The sequence below is a fragment of the Paenarthrobacter sp. RAF54_2 genome (genome assembly GCF_052113945.1).
In the GTDB taxonomy this organism is placed as follows: domain Bacteria; phylum Actinomycetota; class Actinomycetes; order Actinomycetales; family Micrococcaceae; genus Arthrobacter.
The window spans coordinates 93,227-109,874 of the sequence record NZ_JBFRDV010000018.1; the positions used below are offsets into that span (position 1 = coordinate 93,227).

General features: G+C 62.2%; 13 protein-coding genes. 4 read left to right on the forward strand and 9 right to left on the reverse strand.

The genetic code is table 11. The annotated features are described in order from the left end of the window. Nucleotide 1 precedes the first annotated feature (1 nt). The 5 genes from alaS to AB4Y87_RS18280 form a co-directional block, all read right to left on the reverse strand. Nucleotides 2–2,680 carry an alanine--tRNA ligase gene (alaS, locus tag AB4Y87_RS18260; RefSeq protein WP_442005708.1) on the reverse strand — a complete coding sequence of 893 codons (2,679 nt, stop codon included), beginning with the start codon at nucleotides 2,678–2,680 and terminating at the stop codon, nucleotides 2–4. Nucleotides 2,681–2,795: 115 nt separating this feature from the next. Continuing rightward, a complete protein-coding gene (locus AB4Y87_RS18265; protein ID WP_442005709.1) occupies nucleotides 2,796–3,038 on the reverse strand; it encodes a DUF6167 family protein in 243 nt (80 codons plus the stop codon). A 22-nt stretch (nucleotides 3,039–3,060) separates the two neighbouring features. Continuing rightward, nucleotides 3,061–3,435: a DUF948 domain-containing protein gene (locus AB4Y87_RS18270; protein ID WP_216925653.1), complete on the reverse strand. Its 375-nt coding sequence runs from the start codon at nucleotides 3,433–3,435 to the stop codon at nucleotides 3,061–3,063. A gap of 135 nt (nucleotides 3,436–3,570) precedes the next feature. Then, nucleotides 3,571–4,191 (reverse strand): 30S ribosomal protein S4, encoded by a 621-nt coding sequence (rpsD, locus tag AB4Y87_RS18275; protein ID WP_216925553.1) that lies wholly within the window; start codon nucleotides 4,189–4,191, stop codon nucleotides 3,571–3,573. Between the two features lie 167 nt (nucleotides 4,192–4,358). Beyond that, complete coding sequence (locus AB4Y87_RS18280; RefSeq protein ID WP_442005710.1) at nucleotides 4,359–5,855, reverse strand: replication-associated recombination protein A; 1,497 nt, start codon at nucleotides 5,853–5,855, stop codon at nucleotides 4,359–4,361. Between the two features lie 41 nt (nucleotides 5,856–5,896). On the opposite strand from AB4Y87_RS18280, the gene AB4Y87_RS18285 reads away from it, so the two are divergent. Continuing rightward, the gene (locus AB4Y87_RS18285; RefSeq protein ID WP_442005711.1) at nucleotides 5,897–6,577 is read left to right on the forward strand and encodes an acVLRF1 family peptidyl-tRNA hydrolase; all 681 of its coding nucleotides are present in this window, start codon (nucleotides 5,897–5,899) and stop codon (nucleotides 6,575–6,577) included. 7 nt (nucleotides 6,578–6,584) lie between these two features. On the opposite strand, the gene AB4Y87_RS18290 is transcribed toward AB4Y87_RS18285, so the two are convergent. The 3 genes from AB4Y87_RS18290 to hisS form a co-directional block, all read right to left on the reverse strand. After that, nucleotides 6,585–7,421 (reverse strand): GNAT family N-acetyltransferase, encoded by an 837-nt coding sequence (locus tag AB4Y87_RS18290; RefSeq protein WP_442005712.1) that lies wholly within the window; start codon nucleotides 7,419–7,421, stop codon nucleotides 6,585–6,587. 68 nt (nucleotides 7,422–7,489) lie between these two features. After that, the gene (gene aspS / locus AB4Y87_RS18295) at nucleotides 7,490–9,283 is read right to left on the reverse strand and encodes an aspartate--tRNA ligase (RefSeq protein WP_442005713.1); all 1,794 of its coding nucleotides are present in this window, start codon (nucleotides 9,281–9,283) and stop codon (nucleotides 7,490–7,492) included. Between the two features lie 96 nt (nucleotides 9,284–9,379). Beyond that, the gene (gene hisS / locus AB4Y87_RS18300) at nucleotides 9,380–10,744 is read right to left on the reverse strand and encodes a histidine--tRNA ligase (RefSeq protein ID WP_442005714.1); all 1,365 of its coding nucleotides are present in this window, start codon (nucleotides 10,742–10,744) and stop codon (nucleotides 9,380–9,382) included. 207 nt (nucleotides 10,745–10,951) lie between these two features. On the opposite strand from hisS, the gene AB4Y87_RS18305 reads away from it, so the two are divergent. The 3 genes from AB4Y87_RS18305 to AB4Y87_RS18315 all read left to right on the forward strand — a co-directional run bounded on the left by AB4Y87_RS18305 (nucleotide 10,952) and on the right by AB4Y87_RS18315 (nucleotide 14,190). Then, a complete protein-coding gene (locus AB4Y87_RS18305; RefSeq protein WP_442005715.1) occupies nucleotides 10,952–11,746 on the forward strand; it encodes a peptidylprolyl isomerase in 795 nt (264 codons plus the stop codon). 66 nt (nucleotides 11,747–11,812) lie between these two features. Then, nucleotides 11,813–13,474, forward strand: coding sequence for a DUF349 domain-containing protein (locus AB4Y87_RS18310; protein WP_442005716.1), 1,662 nt, complete (start codon nucleotides 11,813–11,815; stop codon nucleotides 13,472–13,474). A gap of 113 nt (nucleotides 13,475–13,587) precedes the next feature. Next, nucleotides 13,588–14,190, forward strand: a complete 603-nt coding sequence (locus AB4Y87_RS18315) for a hypothetical protein (protein ID WP_442005717.1) — start codon at nucleotides 13,588–13,590, stop codon at nucleotides 14,188–14,190. Here the strand turns inward: AB4Y87_RS18315 and AB4Y87_RS18320 are convergent. After that, nucleotides 14,187–16,580, reverse strand: coding sequence for a RelA/SpoT family protein (locus tag AB4Y87_RS18320; protein WP_442005733.1), 2,394 nt, complete (start codon nucleotides 16,578–16,580; stop codon nucleotides 14,187–14,189). The two genes, AB4Y87_RS18315 and AB4Y87_RS18320, sit on opposite strands and share 4 nt — an antisense overlap. Between the last annotated feature and the right edge of the window lie 68 nt (nucleotides 16,581–16,648).

Here is a 16,648-nt window from a genome sequence, read left to right on the forward strand (position 1 = left end):
GTTAACGCTTGGCTATCGCATCCACCACCGCTGTGAGGGCCTCAGAGACCTTCCCAGCGTCGGTGCCGCCACCTTGCGCGACATCGTCCTTGCCACCGCCGCCACCACCGAGGATGCCCGCGGCAAGACGCACCAACGCTCCGGCCTTCACACCGGCTTCACGGGCGGCTTCATTCGTGGCAATCAAAATGACGGGGCGATCATTGCTGACACCGGCAACTGCCACAGTGGCGGCTTCGGAGCCCAGACGGTTGCGGAGGTCCAGGGCAAGGTTCCGAAGATCGTCTGCTCCACCTACCTGGCCGGCATCGTGGGCCACAACCCGCACACCCGCGGCGTCCTTGGCGGTACCCATCAGGTTGGCGGCTGCTGCAGCCAACTGCTCCTTGCGAAGGCGGTCGAGTTCCTTCTCCGTTGCCTTCAACTTGTTCAAGGTACTGGAGATGCGGTCTGCGAGCTGGCCGGAGGGAACCTTCAGCAGTTCTGTGAGTTCCGTAACAAGTGCACGCTCGGCGGCCAGGTGGCGGAAAGCGTCCAAGCCCACGAAGGCCTCCACACGGCGGTTTCCCGAACCGACGGACTGCTCACCCAACAGGGAAAGGCTGCCAATAAGGGAAGTATTGGACACGTGAGTGCCACCACAAAGCTCGCGGGACCAAGCGCCGTCGATCTCCACCACACGTACTTCACTGCCGTAGTTCTCGCCGAACAGTGCCATGGCGCCCAGCGCCTTGGCTTCGGCCAATCCCATGACCTTGGTGTCCACGCGATAGTTGTTCCGGATGGCGATGTTGGAAACCTCTTCAATTTCCGATCGAGTGGCGGGACTCAGGCCCTCGCCCCAGGCGAAGTCGAAGCGGAGGTAGCCGGCCTTGTTGTAGGAACCACGTTGGGTAGCTTCCGGGCCCAGGATCTGATGCAGCGCGGCATGCACAATGTGCGTTCCAGTGTGCGCCTGCTCAGCTGCGTGGCGCCGTTCACGGTCGACGGCGGCGCGCACCAGGGCATCGGTGGCGATCTCGCCTTCCCGGACGATCGCCTTATGGACGCTGAGGCCCTTGACCGGGCGCTGGACATCCAGGACCTCGACGACGAATCCGTCGCCGGTGATCAGGCCGGTATCGGCCGACTGTCCACCGGCTTCTGCATAGAATGGCGTCTCGTTGAGGACCAGTTCGATTTCCTCGCCCGTGGAGGCGTGTGCCACCCGCTGACCGGCGCTGAGGATGCCGCGAACCTTGGACTCGCCATCAAGCTCGTCATAACCGGTGAAGGTGGTCTCACCCTGACCCAGCATTTCCTGGTAAGCGCTGAGGTCGGCGTGGCCGCCCTTCTTGCCTTTGGCATCGGCCTGTGCGCGCTGACGCTGTTCGAGCATGAGCGAGCGGAAGCCGGCTTCGTCAACCTTCAGGCCGGCTTCTTCAGCCATTTCCAAAGTGAGGTCAATGGGGAAGCCATAGGTGTCGTGCAGTGCGAAGGCGTCGGCGCCGGACAAGGGAACTCCGGCAGCCTTTGATTCGGCCACTGCATCCTCAAGGCGTGCTGTACCCGAAGCAATGGTGCGCAGGAATGCCTTTTCTTCGGCATAAGCGATACGGCTGATGCGGGCAAAGTCTGTCTCCACTACCGGGTAGACACCCTTCATGGCGTCGCGGGAAGCGGGAAGAAGGTCCGGCAGGCAGGCCCTTTCAACTCCGAGCAGGCGCATCGCACGGACTGCCCTGCGGATCAACCGGCGCAGGACATAACCGCGGCCCTCGTTGGACGGTGCCACGCCATCGGCAATGAGCATCAGGGCCGAACGGATGTGGTCAGCAACGACGCGCATGCGCACGTCATCAGTGTGGTGGGGGTCCTCAGCTGATTCTGCAGAGGTGTATTCACGACCGGACAGCTCAGCCGCCTTGTCAATGACAGGACGAACCTGATCGGTCTCATACATGTTCTCAACACCCTGGAGGATCATCGCAAGACGTTCCATGCCCAGGCCGGTGTCAATGTTCTTGTTCGGGAGTTCGCCCACGATGTCGAAGTCCACCTTGGAACGGACATTCTCGATCTGGTACTGCATGAACACGAGGTTCCAGATTTCGATGTAACGGGTCTCGTCAGCGAGGGGGCCGCCTTCGATGCCGTAAGCGGGGCCACGGTCATAGTAGATCTCGGAACATGGACCAGCCGGGCCTGGCTGGCCGGTGTGCCAGTAGTTGTCCGATTTGCCCATGCGCTGGATCCGCTCGGCCGGGATAGCGGTGTTCTTCAGCCACAATTCCTTGGCTTCGTCGTCTTCTTCATAGACGGTCACCCAGATGCGTTCGGCCGGAAGCCCGTAGCCGCCGTCGTCAACGCTCTTGGTGAGCAGCTCGAAGGCGAACTTGATCGCATCTTCCTTGAAGTAGTCACCAAAGGAGAAGTTGCCGCACATCTGGAAAAACGTGCCGTGGCGCGCTGTCTTACCGACTTCCTCGATGTCGCCGGTGCGAATGCACTTCTGGACGCTGGTGGCACGCTGGTAGGGAGGCTCTTCGCGCGCGGTCAGATAGGGAATGAACGGGACCATGCCGGCCACAGTGAAGAGAAGTGACGGGTCGCTTGAAACGAGCGACGCGGAGGGAACGGCGGTGTGGCCCTTGCTGACAAAAAAGTCCACCCAGCGCTTGGTGATCTCCTGCGACTTCATTAGCTGATTACTTACCCTTCTCAATTCACTGCACACGGTGTGCGCGGAAGCGGCCGTTGCCCTTCCGCAGCTTTCCATTCTGCCCTGTTGCGGGCGCGGGAGCGAACCGGGTTCGCTAGCGCCGGCCGGCGTCGGTGTTGTTATCCGTACCGCCAATGCCCAGCGCGGACCGCAAGTCCTCTTCGCGTTCGTGCATGCCTGAGCGCACCGCGTCCGCGAAATCGAACATGCCATCAGCCAGGCGGCCAACCGCACGGTTCAGGCCGTCCGGGCCAATGGCGGCCTGGGCCTCGGTGACTTTGCGGAAGGCGATAATGCCAATGGCCACGCCAATGCCCATCCAAACGATTCTTTTCATGTGTTCCTGGTCTCCAATTGGTTCAGCGGCTGCGGCGGCCGGAGGATGGAGCGCGTCGGCCGGCGAAGGCCGAACGGACACCATAGCTGAAGGCTGCAACCTTAATCAGTGGTGAACCAACTGTGGCAGCCACCAGGGAGGACAGCGCGGAAATGTTCGCCGATGCGTCGGAGACGTTCGAGGCGATGCCGTCCACTTTTTTCAGTTGCTGGTTGGTAGTGGAAACGGTTGCCGTTACTTCATCCATGAGGGGCGTCGCCCCGTCACTGATGGACCGGATGGTTGTGCGCACTTCGTCAAAGACGCCGCCGAGCTTCAAGATAGGCACGGCCAACAGCAGGACCAGGAGTGCGAAGACTCCCGCTGCGATCAGGCCGGCGATGTCGCCACCAGACATAGAATTCATCTCCTAGATTGTTGCGCTGCCCGGCACTGGCCGGAATCCGGCTTCGGCCAAGGCCTCCCCAGTACCTTATACAAAAAGAAAGCCCGCGGCGTGTGCCACGGGCTTCCTTGTATGCGCTGCTTGAATTTAGCGGGCGTAGAATTCGACGACGAGCTGCTCTTCGCAGATCACGGGGACCTCGGAGCGCTTCGGGCGGCGAACCAGGCGGGCCTGCAGGGCGTCGAGCTTGACGTCCAGGTATGCCGGCACATTGTTCAGGGCGTGCGCACCAGCAGCTGCGACCTGGAACGGAGCCATGACCTCGGAGCGGCTGTGGACGTGGATGAGCTGGCCTTCGCCAACGCGGAAGGACGGGCGGTCCACGCGGATGCCGTCAACCATGATGTGGCGGTGCACAACGAGCTGGCGGGCCTGGGCGATGGTGCGGGCGAAGCCTGCACGCAGTACCAGGGCGTCCAAACGCATTTCGAGCAGCTCAACCAGGTTTTCACCGGTGAGGCCCTTGGTGCGGCGTGCTTCTTCGAAGGCACGCGTCATCTGGGCTTCGCGGATGCCGTACTGGGCGCGCAGACGCTGCTTTTCGCGCAGACGAACGGCGTAGTCGGAGTCCTGCTTCTTGCGTGCACGGCCGTGCTCACCGGGGCCGTACGGGCGGCGCTCCATGTACTTGGCGGCCTTGGGGGTAAGAGCAATGCCGAGTGCACGCGAAAGGCGTGCGGTACGGCGAGCACGAGTGTTGTTAGCCACTTGTGTCCTTCCAAATTACTGCGGTGTGTCAGTGTTACTGGCCTCCATCAGGGAGAGCATCGGCCAACCGCTGCCTTTTGCTACTGGCCCACGGCACAACTCCATTGAAGGAATCTTCAAAGGGATTGGGCGTCGGGTCATGCCAGACAAGCAACCATCCTACCACGCTACTGTCCCCGGATGATCTTCCGGAGCCGTTCCAGCCGGGCGGCTATATCGCGTTCGGCGCCGTTGCTGGTTGGCTCATAGTAGTCCTTCCCCACCAGGTCATCCGGTGGATACTGCTGCGTTGCCACCCCATGCGGTTCGTCATGCGCGTACTTGTAGCTCTTGCCGTGTCCCAATTGTTTGGCACCTGGATAGTGCGCATCGCGCAGATGCATGGGGATACCGCCGCCGAAACCCGCACGGACGTCGGCAATCGCCTTGTTCAGGCCCATGTACGCTGCGTTCGACTTGGGTGCGGTGGCGAGGTGCACTACAGCCTCGGCCAGGACAATCCGGCCCTCCGGCATCCCGATCAACTGGACGGCCTGGGCCGCTGCCACAGCTGTTTGCAAAGCCGTGGGATCCGCCATGCCGATGTCTTCAGCGGCGGAGATGACGATGCGCCGTGCCACGAACCTTGGGTCCTCCCCCGCCTCCAGCATCCGCGCGAGATAGTGAAGGGAGGCATCAACGTCCGAGCCCCTGATGGACTTAATGAACGCACTGGCGACGTCGTAGTGCTGGTCGCCAGCCCGGTCATAACGGACAGCAGCGGCGTCCAAAGCACGCTCAGTATGCCTGAGTTCCACCAGCACCGGAGCGTCCGGGGCGCCGTCGCCGGCAAGTCCGGGTTCGCCGTCGTCTGTGACATTGGTCCCGTCGGTTTCGACTTCCCCTTCGTCGACGGTTGAGACGGCATCCTTGTCTCCGAACGCGACGCCGGCCGCAGCTTCCAAGGCAGTCAGGGCCCTTCGGGCGTCACCTCCGGAGAGCCGCACCAAATGATCCAAAGCCTCAGGGCTGAGTTCCACGCGGCCGGCAAGGCCACGGGCATCGGCAACAGCCCGCTGTAGCAGCCCGGCAATATCGTCATCCGTCAGCGGCTTCAACGTCAGCAGAAGTGAGCGGGACAGCAGGGGCGATACCACCGAGAAAGACGGGTTCTCGGTGGTGGCCGCCACCAGGACCACCCACCGGTTTTCAACGCCAGGCAACAGCGCGTCCTGCTGCGCCTTGTTGAAACGGTGGATTTCATCAAGGAACAGGACGGTGGTCTTCTTGTACAGGTCCCGCGCGGTCAAAGCCTCATCCATCACCCGCCGAACGTCTTTCACACCAGCAGTAATGGCGGACAGTTCCACGAACTTCCGCCCCGGCCCGCGGGCAATGACATGCGCCAGCGTGGTCTTCCCGGTGCCCGGAGGCCCCCACAGAATGACGGAGCTCGGCCCGGCCGGCCCCGCAGCTTCTGCACCGGCGGCGAGCTGCCGAAGTGGGGAACCGTGACCCAGCAGATGCTGTTGGCCCACCACGTCATCCAGGGTCCGGGGCCGCATCCGAACTGCGAGGGGGCTCCGCTGGGACGCCATCCATCCGGCGTCGGAGGCTCCTCCGGCGGCAGGCAGATCCTCCGACTCGTCGTCGTTGTTTGCACCGGCACCAAAGAGATCTTCCACATGGATAGGCTACTCATAGTTCCAACAAAGGAGACATCGACGTGGACCGCCGCGCATCCGCCCCGCAACAACGGCAGCCGAAGGCCTCCAGACGCACGGCCCTTGTCCCCGCGTCACGGCTGTCCGGTTGGGTGGATCGGTTCGCCCAGAGCCATGGCGCACTCATTGAAGAGACCAGCGACGGCGGGATCCTCCTCCGCGCCGCTGACGGGGCTTCTGCCCTCCTCAAGGCACCGTGGCCGGTCGATGGACGTCCAGGCCGCGGCGCCACTGACATCGAGCGGCTTGCCGCTCTTGCAGGCCAGGAACGTGGCCTTGGTATCCTGCTGGTGCGTCGGGGCGGTTTCGCCGTGGCTGTGGCGAGCGGCAGCAAGGTCCTGGAATCCAAAAGCGGTAACCGCTACGTTCAGTCCAGAACGGCTGCAGGTGGCCAATCCCAACAACGGTATGCCCGGCGCCGCTCCAACCAGGCTGACGCCTTGGTGGACTCCGCCGCGGAACACGCCGCACGTATTTTTGCCAGCCACCGTGTTGAGTACCTTGTTCCCGGCGGGGATAGAGCTTTAGTGGACCTGGTCCTGGCACAGCCCTCCATGCGGGCCCTGGCCAGCCGAAGCCAACTTGCCTTCCTGGATATACAGGAACCCAAAACTGCTGCGCTTGCAAAAGCTGCTTCGGACGCTTGTTCCATCCGGATCCTGGTGACTGATCCACCAGCGTAAATGATCCTCAGCAGCCTCCAGGCGCCCGCCTCAAAGGAGCCTGCCGATAGAGATAACTCCCTTGTTCCACGAACCCGGCCCGCGAATACAACGCCTGGGCACCGCGGTTGGAAGCAGTAACCAACAGCCAAAAACCCTGGAGATTGCGGGCCGCTCCCTCATCCAGTAGAGCTGCCAGCACCATCGTCCCGTATCCCCGCCTCCGGTGGGTGGCCGAGGTCGCCATGGCGTAGAGGCCTCCCCAGCCGTCCACCAGGGCGAGGCGTCCGACGGCGGCCGGTCCGCCGTCGTCGTCCCTCACCAGTGCGTACACAGACTCGCATCCGGTAAGAATGGCGCGGGCAACCTCCAGTTCCGCCTGGCCACCACGCCCATCCACGGACCACCACAAGCGAAGCCATTCATCGGTGGGCGCGTCCGAGAGTTCTACCCTCTGGGGCCGGTCATCCAAGGTTTCCAAGGCGTCCATGCCCCGGACCATAATCAGGGTTTCCGACTGCCTGGTGAAGCGTTGCCCGTCCAGGACGGCGTTAAGGCCTGCACTGGCGTTATGACCTGCACTACGGGAGTCATCGAATATCTGGAAAATGAGCGGGAGACGCCGCTGCCTGTACCAGGCTGACGCCGAGCTGACTGACCGCTCCAGGTCCGGACTGCTTCCCAGCTCCGGCGTGTCGGCCAGCATCCCCTGCAGGTTCCTCGGCCACACGGAGTTCGCCCTCTGCGTGACCCCACCGGATGCACGGAGCACCCACTCCCCCGCGTTTCCCACGTCAAAGGCTTCGCGCTCTACGGCGGGCCACGCCTTATCCATGAGGGTTTCCAAGAATGCTTGTTCCAACATCGCGGCACCTTTCATGTGCAGGAACACCAAAGGCTCCCCACATCAGTGGGGAGCCTTTGGCTACCGTCTTATTCGGACTCGGTCTCCGGCTTGGCCGCAGGCTTGGTTTCCGGCTTGAAGTCCACGCCGGCTTCCTTTCGCTGCTGTGCCGTAATGGGAGCAGGAGCGGCGGTCAGCGGGTCAAAGCCGTTGCCGGTCTTCGGGAAGGCAATGACGTCGCGGATGGACTCGACACCGGCGAGCAAAGCCACGACGCGGTCCCATCCAAGCGCGATGCCACCGTGCGGCGGGGCACCGTACTTGAAGCCCTCCAAGAGGAAGCCAAACTTGGTCTCGGCGTCTTCCTTGTCCAGTCCCATGAGCTGGAAGACGCGTTCCTGGACTTCACGTTCGTGGATACGGATGGAGCCGCCACCGATTTCGTTGCCGTTGCACACGATGTCGTACGCGTAGGAAAGTGCAGACTCAGGATCCTTGTCAAAGGTGTCAAGGAACTCGGGCTTGGGAGAGGTGAAGGCGTGGTGCACAGCTGTCCACTGGCCAGCGCCAACAGCAACGTCACCGGAGGCAACTGCTGCAGAAGCGGGCTCGAACATCGGAGCGTCCACGATCCATACGAAGGCCCAGTCTTTGGGATCAATCAGGCCGGTGCGGTGGCCAATTTCAACACGTGCAGCGCCAAGGAGGGCCCGTGATGCGGACTTCTCGCCAGCGGCGAAGAATATGCAGTCGCCCGGCTTGGCACCAACAGCATCGGCCAGGCCGGCACGTTCTTCGTCGGTGAGGTTCTTGGCCACGGGGCCAGCGAGTTCGCCATCTTCCTTGTAAAGAACGTAGGCCAGCCCCTTTGCGCCACGCTGCTTGGCCCATTCCTGCCAGGCATCCAGGGCACGGCGCGCCTGGGAAGCGCCCCCGGGCATAACGACCGCGCCAACGTAAGGTGCCTTGAAGACTCCGAAGTTGGTGTCCTTGAAGAACTCAGTCAGCTCGGTGAGCTCCAGGCCGAAGCGCAGGTCCGGCTTGTCGGAACCGTACTTTGCCATGGCGTCCAGGTACGTCATGCGTCGGATCGGGGTGGGRACCTCGACGTCGATCAGTTGCCACAGGGCCTTCACGATTGCTTCGCCAAGCTCGATGACATCGTCCTGGTCAACGAAGCTGGCCTCGATGTCCAGCTGGGTGAACTCCGGCTGGCGGTCCGCGCGGAAGTCTTCGTCACGGTAGCAGCGGGCGATCTGGTAGTACTTTTCGAATCCGCCCACCTGGAGCAGCTGCTTGAAAAGCTGCGGCGACTGCGGGAGCGCGTACCAGGAACCCGGGGCAAGCCGGGCGGGGACGACGAAGTCGCGGGCGCCTTCCGGCGTCGAACGCGTCAACGTGGGTGTCTCAATCTCGACGTAGCCGCGCTGGTGCAGCAACTCGCGGGCGATACGGTTTGCCTCGGAGCGGAGGCGGAGGTTGCGTGCAGGACCAGGGCGGCGAAGGTCAAGGTAGCGGTGCTTAAGGCGCGCTTCTTCGCCAACTTCCACATGCTCGTCGATCTGGAACGGCAGGGGTTCCGAGGTGTTGAGGATGATGACTTTGTCCGCCATGACCTCGATCTCGCCCGTAGCCAGCGCGGGGTTCTCATTGCCTTCAGGACGCTTGCTAACGGTGCCCGTTACCTGCAGGACGTATTCGTTCCGCAGGCCGTGGAAGACCTCTTCTTCACGGACAACCACCTGGGCGACACCGGAAGCGTCACGAAGGTCAACGAATGCAACGCCACCGTGATCACGGCGGCGGCCCACCCAGCCGGCCAGGGTAACGGTTTGTCCAATGTGCTCGGAGCGAAGTGATCCGAGGTCATGTGTGCGCAGCACAGCATTCCTTTCAGCATGAATTTTCAAGGGATCATTGCAAAGACGATCCCGTCCGAGTTTACCCGCCCCGGCCGCGGCTGAATCACCTGGCCTGGATCAGGCGGTGATGACCCGGACGTGCAGATCTTCCTCCGACGGCGACCAGCTGGCCGGGTCCGCGTCCACCTGCGCGCCGGACCGGATGTCCTTGACCTGGTGCTTGCCGTCATCGTCGGTGAACCAAACAAAAGGAATTCCCCGACGATCCGCGAACTTGATCTGCTTGCCGAACTTTTCTGCCTTCGCAGCAACTTCAGTAGCAATACCGCGGCCGCGAAGCTGTGCAGCGACGTCCTGGGCCGCGGACCAACTGTCGTCGTTATTCAAAGCGACCAGGACAGCGGTCGGCACCGCGCGGGTAGCCGTGGCGAGTTCCTGGCTCAGGATCCGCGAGACAAGGCGGGTGACGCCGATGGACAAGCCGACGCCGGGGAACTTCCGGTTACCCTTGCTGGCCAGGGCGTCGTACCGTCCGCCGGAACAAATCGAACCCAGTTGTTCATGGCCCACCAGGACAGTTTCGACGACGGTGCCCGTGTAGTAGTCCAGTCCACGGGCGATGCTGAGGTCAGCGACCACCTTGCCGGGTGCGCGCTGGACCGCAGCCTCAATGACCTGCTGGAGCTCGCTCAATCCTTCCTCGAGAAGGTCATCAGTCACCCCCAGGGCACGTACCTGGTCCACGAACGAGGTGTCCTCCGTGCGGATGGTAGCAAGCTTGAGCGCCAGTGCCGCCTGCTCATCCGAGGCGCCAAGCTCGCTCTTGAGCAGCTCAGCGACTTTGCCTTCGCCAATCTTTTCCAGTTTGTCGATGCTCCGCAGGACTCCGGCCGTATCAGTCAAGCCAATACCGCGGTAGAAGCCTTCAGCCAGCTTGCGGTTGTTGATCCGGAGGCGGAAGTCCGGAATCGGGAGGGCGCTCAGCGCCTCGGCGATGACCAACGCGATTTCGACGTCGTAGCGGAACGGCAACTCGCCATCGCCCACCACATCTATGTCTGCTTGGGTGAATTCGCGGGCGCGGCCTTCCTGCGGACGCTCGCCACGCCAGACCTTCTGGATCTGGTATCGGCGGAAGGGAAAGGCAAGATAACCCGCGTTCTCCACGACGTAGCGGGCGAAGGGAACAGTGAGGTCGAAGTGCAGGGCAAGCGCATTCGGATCGGCTTTGTCTGCCTTGTCCGTGGTGGTTGACCTGGAAGCTTCGTCTTCGTCGTCCTGCAGGCGGCTCAGCCCATAGACCTCTTTATCGATCTCGCCTTTACGCAGCAACTGGCCGACCGTTTCAACAGCACGCGTCTCAATGGAGGAGAAACCGTGCAGTTCGAACGTTTTCCGGAGCGTGTCCAGCACATGGAGCTCCACCAACCGCTCCTGGGGAAGCCACTCGGGGAATCCGGACAGGGAGGCGGTACGTGCCATGGTGGATAAATCTCCTCGAAGAAAGCTGACTCAGGAATGAGCACCGCAGCTTTAAAGGCCTTTTCGGCGATTATGGGGCGGGCGTCCAGCCGGTCATGCATAAACTATGTGCGGCAGCCAGTTTATGCTTTCCGCGCGTGCACATCTAATGCAGCATGCCCGGTCCCTGCAGGCGGCCGGCGAACGTGGACACAATCAGGAGGACTCTTGGCAACAAGGTCGCGGGATGACCGCGAAGCGAGACGCCGCATCCGGCAGATGGAAGCCAAGCGTGCCCTGCGGCAGGAACAGGGCAAGCGGCGCAAACGCGACAATACTGTTGCCATCGGCGCGGGCGCTGCCGCTGTGATCCTTGCGGTGGTGCTGCAACTGACAGTTTTCAGTTCCAACCCCACCGAGGCAGAGTTCGCCGCCGCAGAAGCCGGACTGAACTCCCCTTCGGCCTCACCTTCGGCATCCAACAGCGCAGACATACCCAGCCCGGACACCGCAGCCGGTAAAACCTTCACCGGGGAGCTTGCATTGAACAGCGGCGTTGTAGGAGTGGAACTGAACGGAACTGCTGCTCCCCAGGCGGCCGCCGTCATCAAGTCCCTCACCGATGCCGGCTACTACAACGGAGCCTTGTGCCACCGGCTTACAACCTCTGAGACGTTCGGCCTGCTGCAGTGCGGCGCCAAGTCCGAAGACGGCGCAGACGATCCCAACTACCGCTGGGGTCCGCTGGAGAACACACCAACGGACAACACATACCCGGCTGGAACAATCGCCATTGCCCGCTCGGGAAACAACGCCTACGGCAACGGTCATCAGTTCTTCATTGTGTATAAGGACACCACAATTCCTGCGGACACGGCCGGTGGTTACACAGTGGTGGGCAAGGTCACCAGTGGCTTGGATGTGGTCACGAAAATCGCTGCAGCAGGCCTGAAACCGGGCGAAAACGCGACCGACGGCGCCCCTGTGGCACCTGTCACGATAGACTCGTTTTCTCTGAAGTAACCAGCCTTTGGCCCCGGTCCGGGGTGCAGTACCTTAGCAGTCCCTCCAAGCGAAAGACTTTTAGCGGTGACAGACAGTCAGAAATCCGACGAAACAGCAGTAGTGGCCAACCAAGACGCAGTCGAGGCAAACAGCCCGAACGGCACTGAGGCAGCACCTGCGGCTGAACAAACCCCCGCCGTTGCGGCCGACGAAACACCGGCAGCAACCGAAGCCCCTGCCGCAACCGAAGCCACTGCCGCAACCGAAGCCACTGCCGCTGCAGAACCGCCTGCGGCAGAAGAAACGCTTGCAGAAGCAGCTGAAGTGGCACCCGCAGTGGAGGAAGCACCAGTGGCTGCGGCGGCACCGGCACCCGCAGCGGAGGAAAGCAAGCCTGCCGATTCGCGGCCCACCCCTTCCCCTGCTGCCTTCGCCGCGCGCCCCAAGGCGCCTGCCGCCGTCGTTCCGGCTGCACCCGCAGTGTCGGCCGCCTCGCTTGCTGAGGCAGCCAAGTGGGGGCGCGCCGAAGGCGATGGCCACGTATTCCTCACTTTGGATGGCGAAGAGATTGCCGTAGGCCAGTACCCGGGTGTTAGCCCTGACGAAGCCCTGGGCTACTTCGCCCGGAAGTTCGACGACGTCATTGCCCAGATAGTCCTGCTGGAACACCGCGTGGAATCCAAAGCCCCGGCAACGGATATGCAGAAGACGGTAACCCACCTCCGCGAACAGCTCGCAGAGCGCAATATGGTGGGCGATATCCGTTCGGCCGAAGCACGCCTGGACACGCTGTCCGAGCAGATCGCCGAGCTGGAAAGGTCCGAGAAAGCAGCACATGAGGCCGTCCGCGCAAATGAGCTTGCCGCGCGAGAAGCCATTGTGGCGGAGGCGGAGAGCATCGCCGGCCAGGATCCTGCCCAGATCCAATGGAAGACGTCCAGTGCGCGAATGAACGAACTTTTCGAGACCTGGAAGGCTGCGCAGAAGAGCGGGGTCCGTCTTGGCCGGAGCAATGAAGACGCACTCTGGAAGCGCTTCCGCTCGGCACGCACTGTCTTCGATCGCCACCGCCGCGCGTACTTCTCGCAGCTGGACAGCAACAACTCTGCGGCCAAGGTGGCCAAGGAAGCATTGATCGCAGAGGCTGAGGCGCTTTCCTCTTCCACTGACTGGGGTTACGCCGCCGGGGAGTACCGCAGGCTCATGGATCAGTGGAAGGCCACCCCACGCGCCAGCCGCAAGGATGACGACGCGCTCTGGGGCCGTTTCCGCGCCGCGCAGGATGTGTTCTTCAGCAACCGGCAGGCTGCAAACGAGCAGATCGACCAGGAGTACACGGCCAACCTTGCAGTGAAGGAGCAGTTGGTAGCTGAGGCGCAGGCGCTGCTGCCGATCAACGATCTCAACGCAACGAAGAAGGCCCTGCAGTCCATTCGTGATCGCTGGGAAGATGCCGGTAAGGTCCCCAGGGCGGACATGGGCCGCATCGAGGCCGGTCTTCGCAAGGTGGAGGACGCAGTCCGCGAGGCCGAGGAGGAGAAGTGGCGCCGGAGCAATCCGGAGACCAAGGCCCGCACCAACAGCGCTTTGTCCCAGCTTGAGTCCGCTATTGCCGGGCTCAAGGAGGATCTGGAGAAGGCTGAAAAAGCCGGAGACCAGCGCCGCATCAAGGCTGCGCGTGAAGCTCTTGAAGCACGTCAGGCGTGGCTGGACCAGATCCAGCGTTCAGCGAGCGACCTCGCCTGACCCAGCTTTGGGTTCATGGTGAGCCCACGTTTGCCTGCAGGCCCTGTACCGGTTATCCACATGCCCGGTACGGGGCCTGTACTGTTGCGGTCAGGACACGGAATGATCAATGAATGGTCCCACCCGTCACAGCCCCGCACCTGCTGGAGCCCGTTCTTCCCGAGCTCTATGCACCCAGCCGCATCTTCACCTGGCCTGAATTGCAAAGCATGGCGCTGGATGGCATCCTGCTTCCCTTATACGGGAGGAGCTACGCGTCGCCCGGGATTGCAGTCACGCCCCGCCTCAGGGCCCGTGCAGCTGCCCTGACTGTCCCGGACCGGATGCGGACCAAGGTGGTGGCGGGCAGGCTTACTGCGGCGTGGATCTACGGATGCGCCGGCCCTCCAGAGCGGTTATCACTCCTGGTGGATGCCAAGCATCGTATCTCCAGTGTGCGCAGTGCCCGGGGATGCAACCTCCATGAGGTCCGGCTCGGCCAGCTGGACGTTGTAAGCCTAGGTGGCATGCTGGTGAGCAGCCCCTTGAGAACAGCCGCGGACATCGCACTGCACGTCGAGTCGGATCAGGCCCTGCCGGCACTGCGGCGACTCCTGGACCACCCGGAGCTCGGCATCAGGCTACGTTTGCTTACCCTTGCCGTGGAGGCAGCGCCACGGGTTCCCCACAAGAAGCGTGCGCTCGCTACGCTGGCACGGCTCTTGTCCCCGAACTAGCTCCTGCGTCTGTTACCCGTGGTGCGGTAAACGTCGAAGACCCCGTCAATACGCCGCACCGCGCTGAGGACATGGTGCAAATACTTTGGGTCACCCATTTCGAAGGCAAACTTGGAGATCGCCACCCTGTCGCTGGAAGTGTGCACCGAAGCGGCAAGGATGTTGACATGGTTTTCAGACAGGACTCGCGTGACATCGGACAAGAGTGACTTCCTGTCCAGGGCTTCCACCTGAATCTCAACGAGGAAGACACTGGACTGTGTTGGTGCCCACTCGACCTCAACGATCCTGTCCGGCTGGTCGCGCAACCCGGAGACGTTGGTGCAATCGGTCCTATGGACCGAGACGCCAGAACCGCGGGTGACAAATCCAAGGATCGGGTCAGGGGGCACAGGGGTACAGCACCGGGCAAGTTTGACCCAGACGTCTCCCACGCCGCGGACAATGACACCGGAATCGGAAAACTTGGATTTGGCAACCTGCGTGGGGATGCTGACCTCGTCAAGGTCCTCATCCGGGGTCTCGTGCCCACCAAGATGCTCTACGAGCTTCTCCATGACGGACTGGGCAGAGGTGTGGCCGTCACCCACTCCTGCGTACAGCCCGGAGATGTCAACGTAGTGGAAGTCCTCGGCCACGGCAGACAGAGCATCGTGCGTCATGAGCCGCTGCAGTGGGAGGTTTTGCTTTCGCATGGCCCGCGTCAGCATGTCCTTGCCGCGGTCAATCGCTTCCTCGCGGCGTTCCTTGGTGAACCACTGGCGGATCTTGTTCCGGGCCCTTGCCGACTTTACGAAGTGCTGCCAGTCCTGGCTTGGACCTGCACCCTCCGCCTTTGAGGTGAAGATCTCGACCCAGTCGCCATGGTTCAGCTCGCTGTTCAGCGGCACAAGCTTGCCGTTGACGCGTGCTCCGATGGTCCGATGGCCGACTTCCGTGTGAACCGCGTACGCAAAGTCAACGGGCGTCGATCCAGCAGGCAAGGCCATGACTTCACCCTTGGGCGTGAAGACAAAGACTTCCCGTGCATTGATCTCGTACCGCAGGGAATCGAGAAATTCGCCCGGATCCGAGGTTTCCTGCTGCCAGTCCACCAACGACCGCAGCCAACCCATATCGCCGTCGCGTGGGCTGCCAGGACCCACGGCGGTGCGGTTCGGCTGGTCCTTGTACTTCCAGTGGGCTGCGACGCCATACTCAGCCCGGCGGTGCATCTCATGGGTGCGGATCTGGATTTCCACGGGCTTTCCACCCGGGCCGATCACCGTGGTGTGAAGGGACTGGTACATGTTGAACTTCGGCATGGCGATGTAGTCTTTGAACCGCCCTGGAAGTGGGTTCCATCGCGAGTGCAAGGTACCGAGTGCCGCGTAACAATCCCTCACCGAGTCAACCAGGACGCGAACGCCCATGAGGTCGTTGATGTCGTCAAAGTCCTTATCGCGGACGATCATCTTCTGATAAATCGAGTAGTAGTGCTTCGGCCGGCCGGTAATGGTCGCCTTGATCCGCGCAGTCCGAAGATCATCGGCAATCTGGTTGCGGATAACACTGAGGCTCTTCTCGCGTTCGGGGGTGCGGTCCCCCACCATGCGGACGATTTCTTCGTACACCTTGGGGTAGAGCGCCGCGAAGGACAGATCCTCCAACTCCCATTTAATGGTGTTCATACCCAGGCGGTGCGCCAGGGGAGCGAAGATCTCCAGCGTTTCCCGGGCCTTGCGGGACGAGGATTCTGCAGAAACGAACCGCCATGTACGAGCATTGTGGAGCCGGTCGGCAAGTTTGATCATCAGGACCCTGATGTCCTTGGCCATGGCTACGACCATCTTGCGGACTGTCTCCGACTGGGCTGCTTCGCCGAAGCTGACCTTGTCCAGTTTGGTCACGCCGTCCACGAGCATGGCCACTTCCGGGCCGAAGTCGCGGGTGAGGTCATTCAGGGTGTAGGGGGTATCCTCCACCGTGTCGTGGAGCAACGCGGCGGCCAGGGTGGTTCCTGTCATTCCCAGCTCAGCAAGGATGGTAGCTACTGCCACCGGGTGGGTGATGTACGGATCACCACTCTTGCGCTTCTGCCCCTGGTGACTGCGCTCTGCAACCGCGAATGCGCGCTGAATGAGGTCGAAATCTTCTTTGGGGTTGTTGGCCCGCACTGTTCGAAGGAGCGGTTCCAGAATCGGCGAGTACGGCGCTACGCCCCGGCCGGTCAATCGCGCAAGCCGGGAACGCGTGCGCTCCCGCCTACCTGGAAAGGTAGGACGCACGCCGGGAGTATCGACTGGAACCGTACCAGCAGTCCGTCCAGCCACGCTTGTTGCCGGAACCGTCACACCGTGGTGACTGTCCTCCCCGCCCGTCGGTGGTGCCGACGTCGCACGTTCTTCCACAGAAGTACCCCTCACGACCTATTTAATTCTTCCAGTCTATTCCCGCAGGCGAATGCTTCCGCAACCGG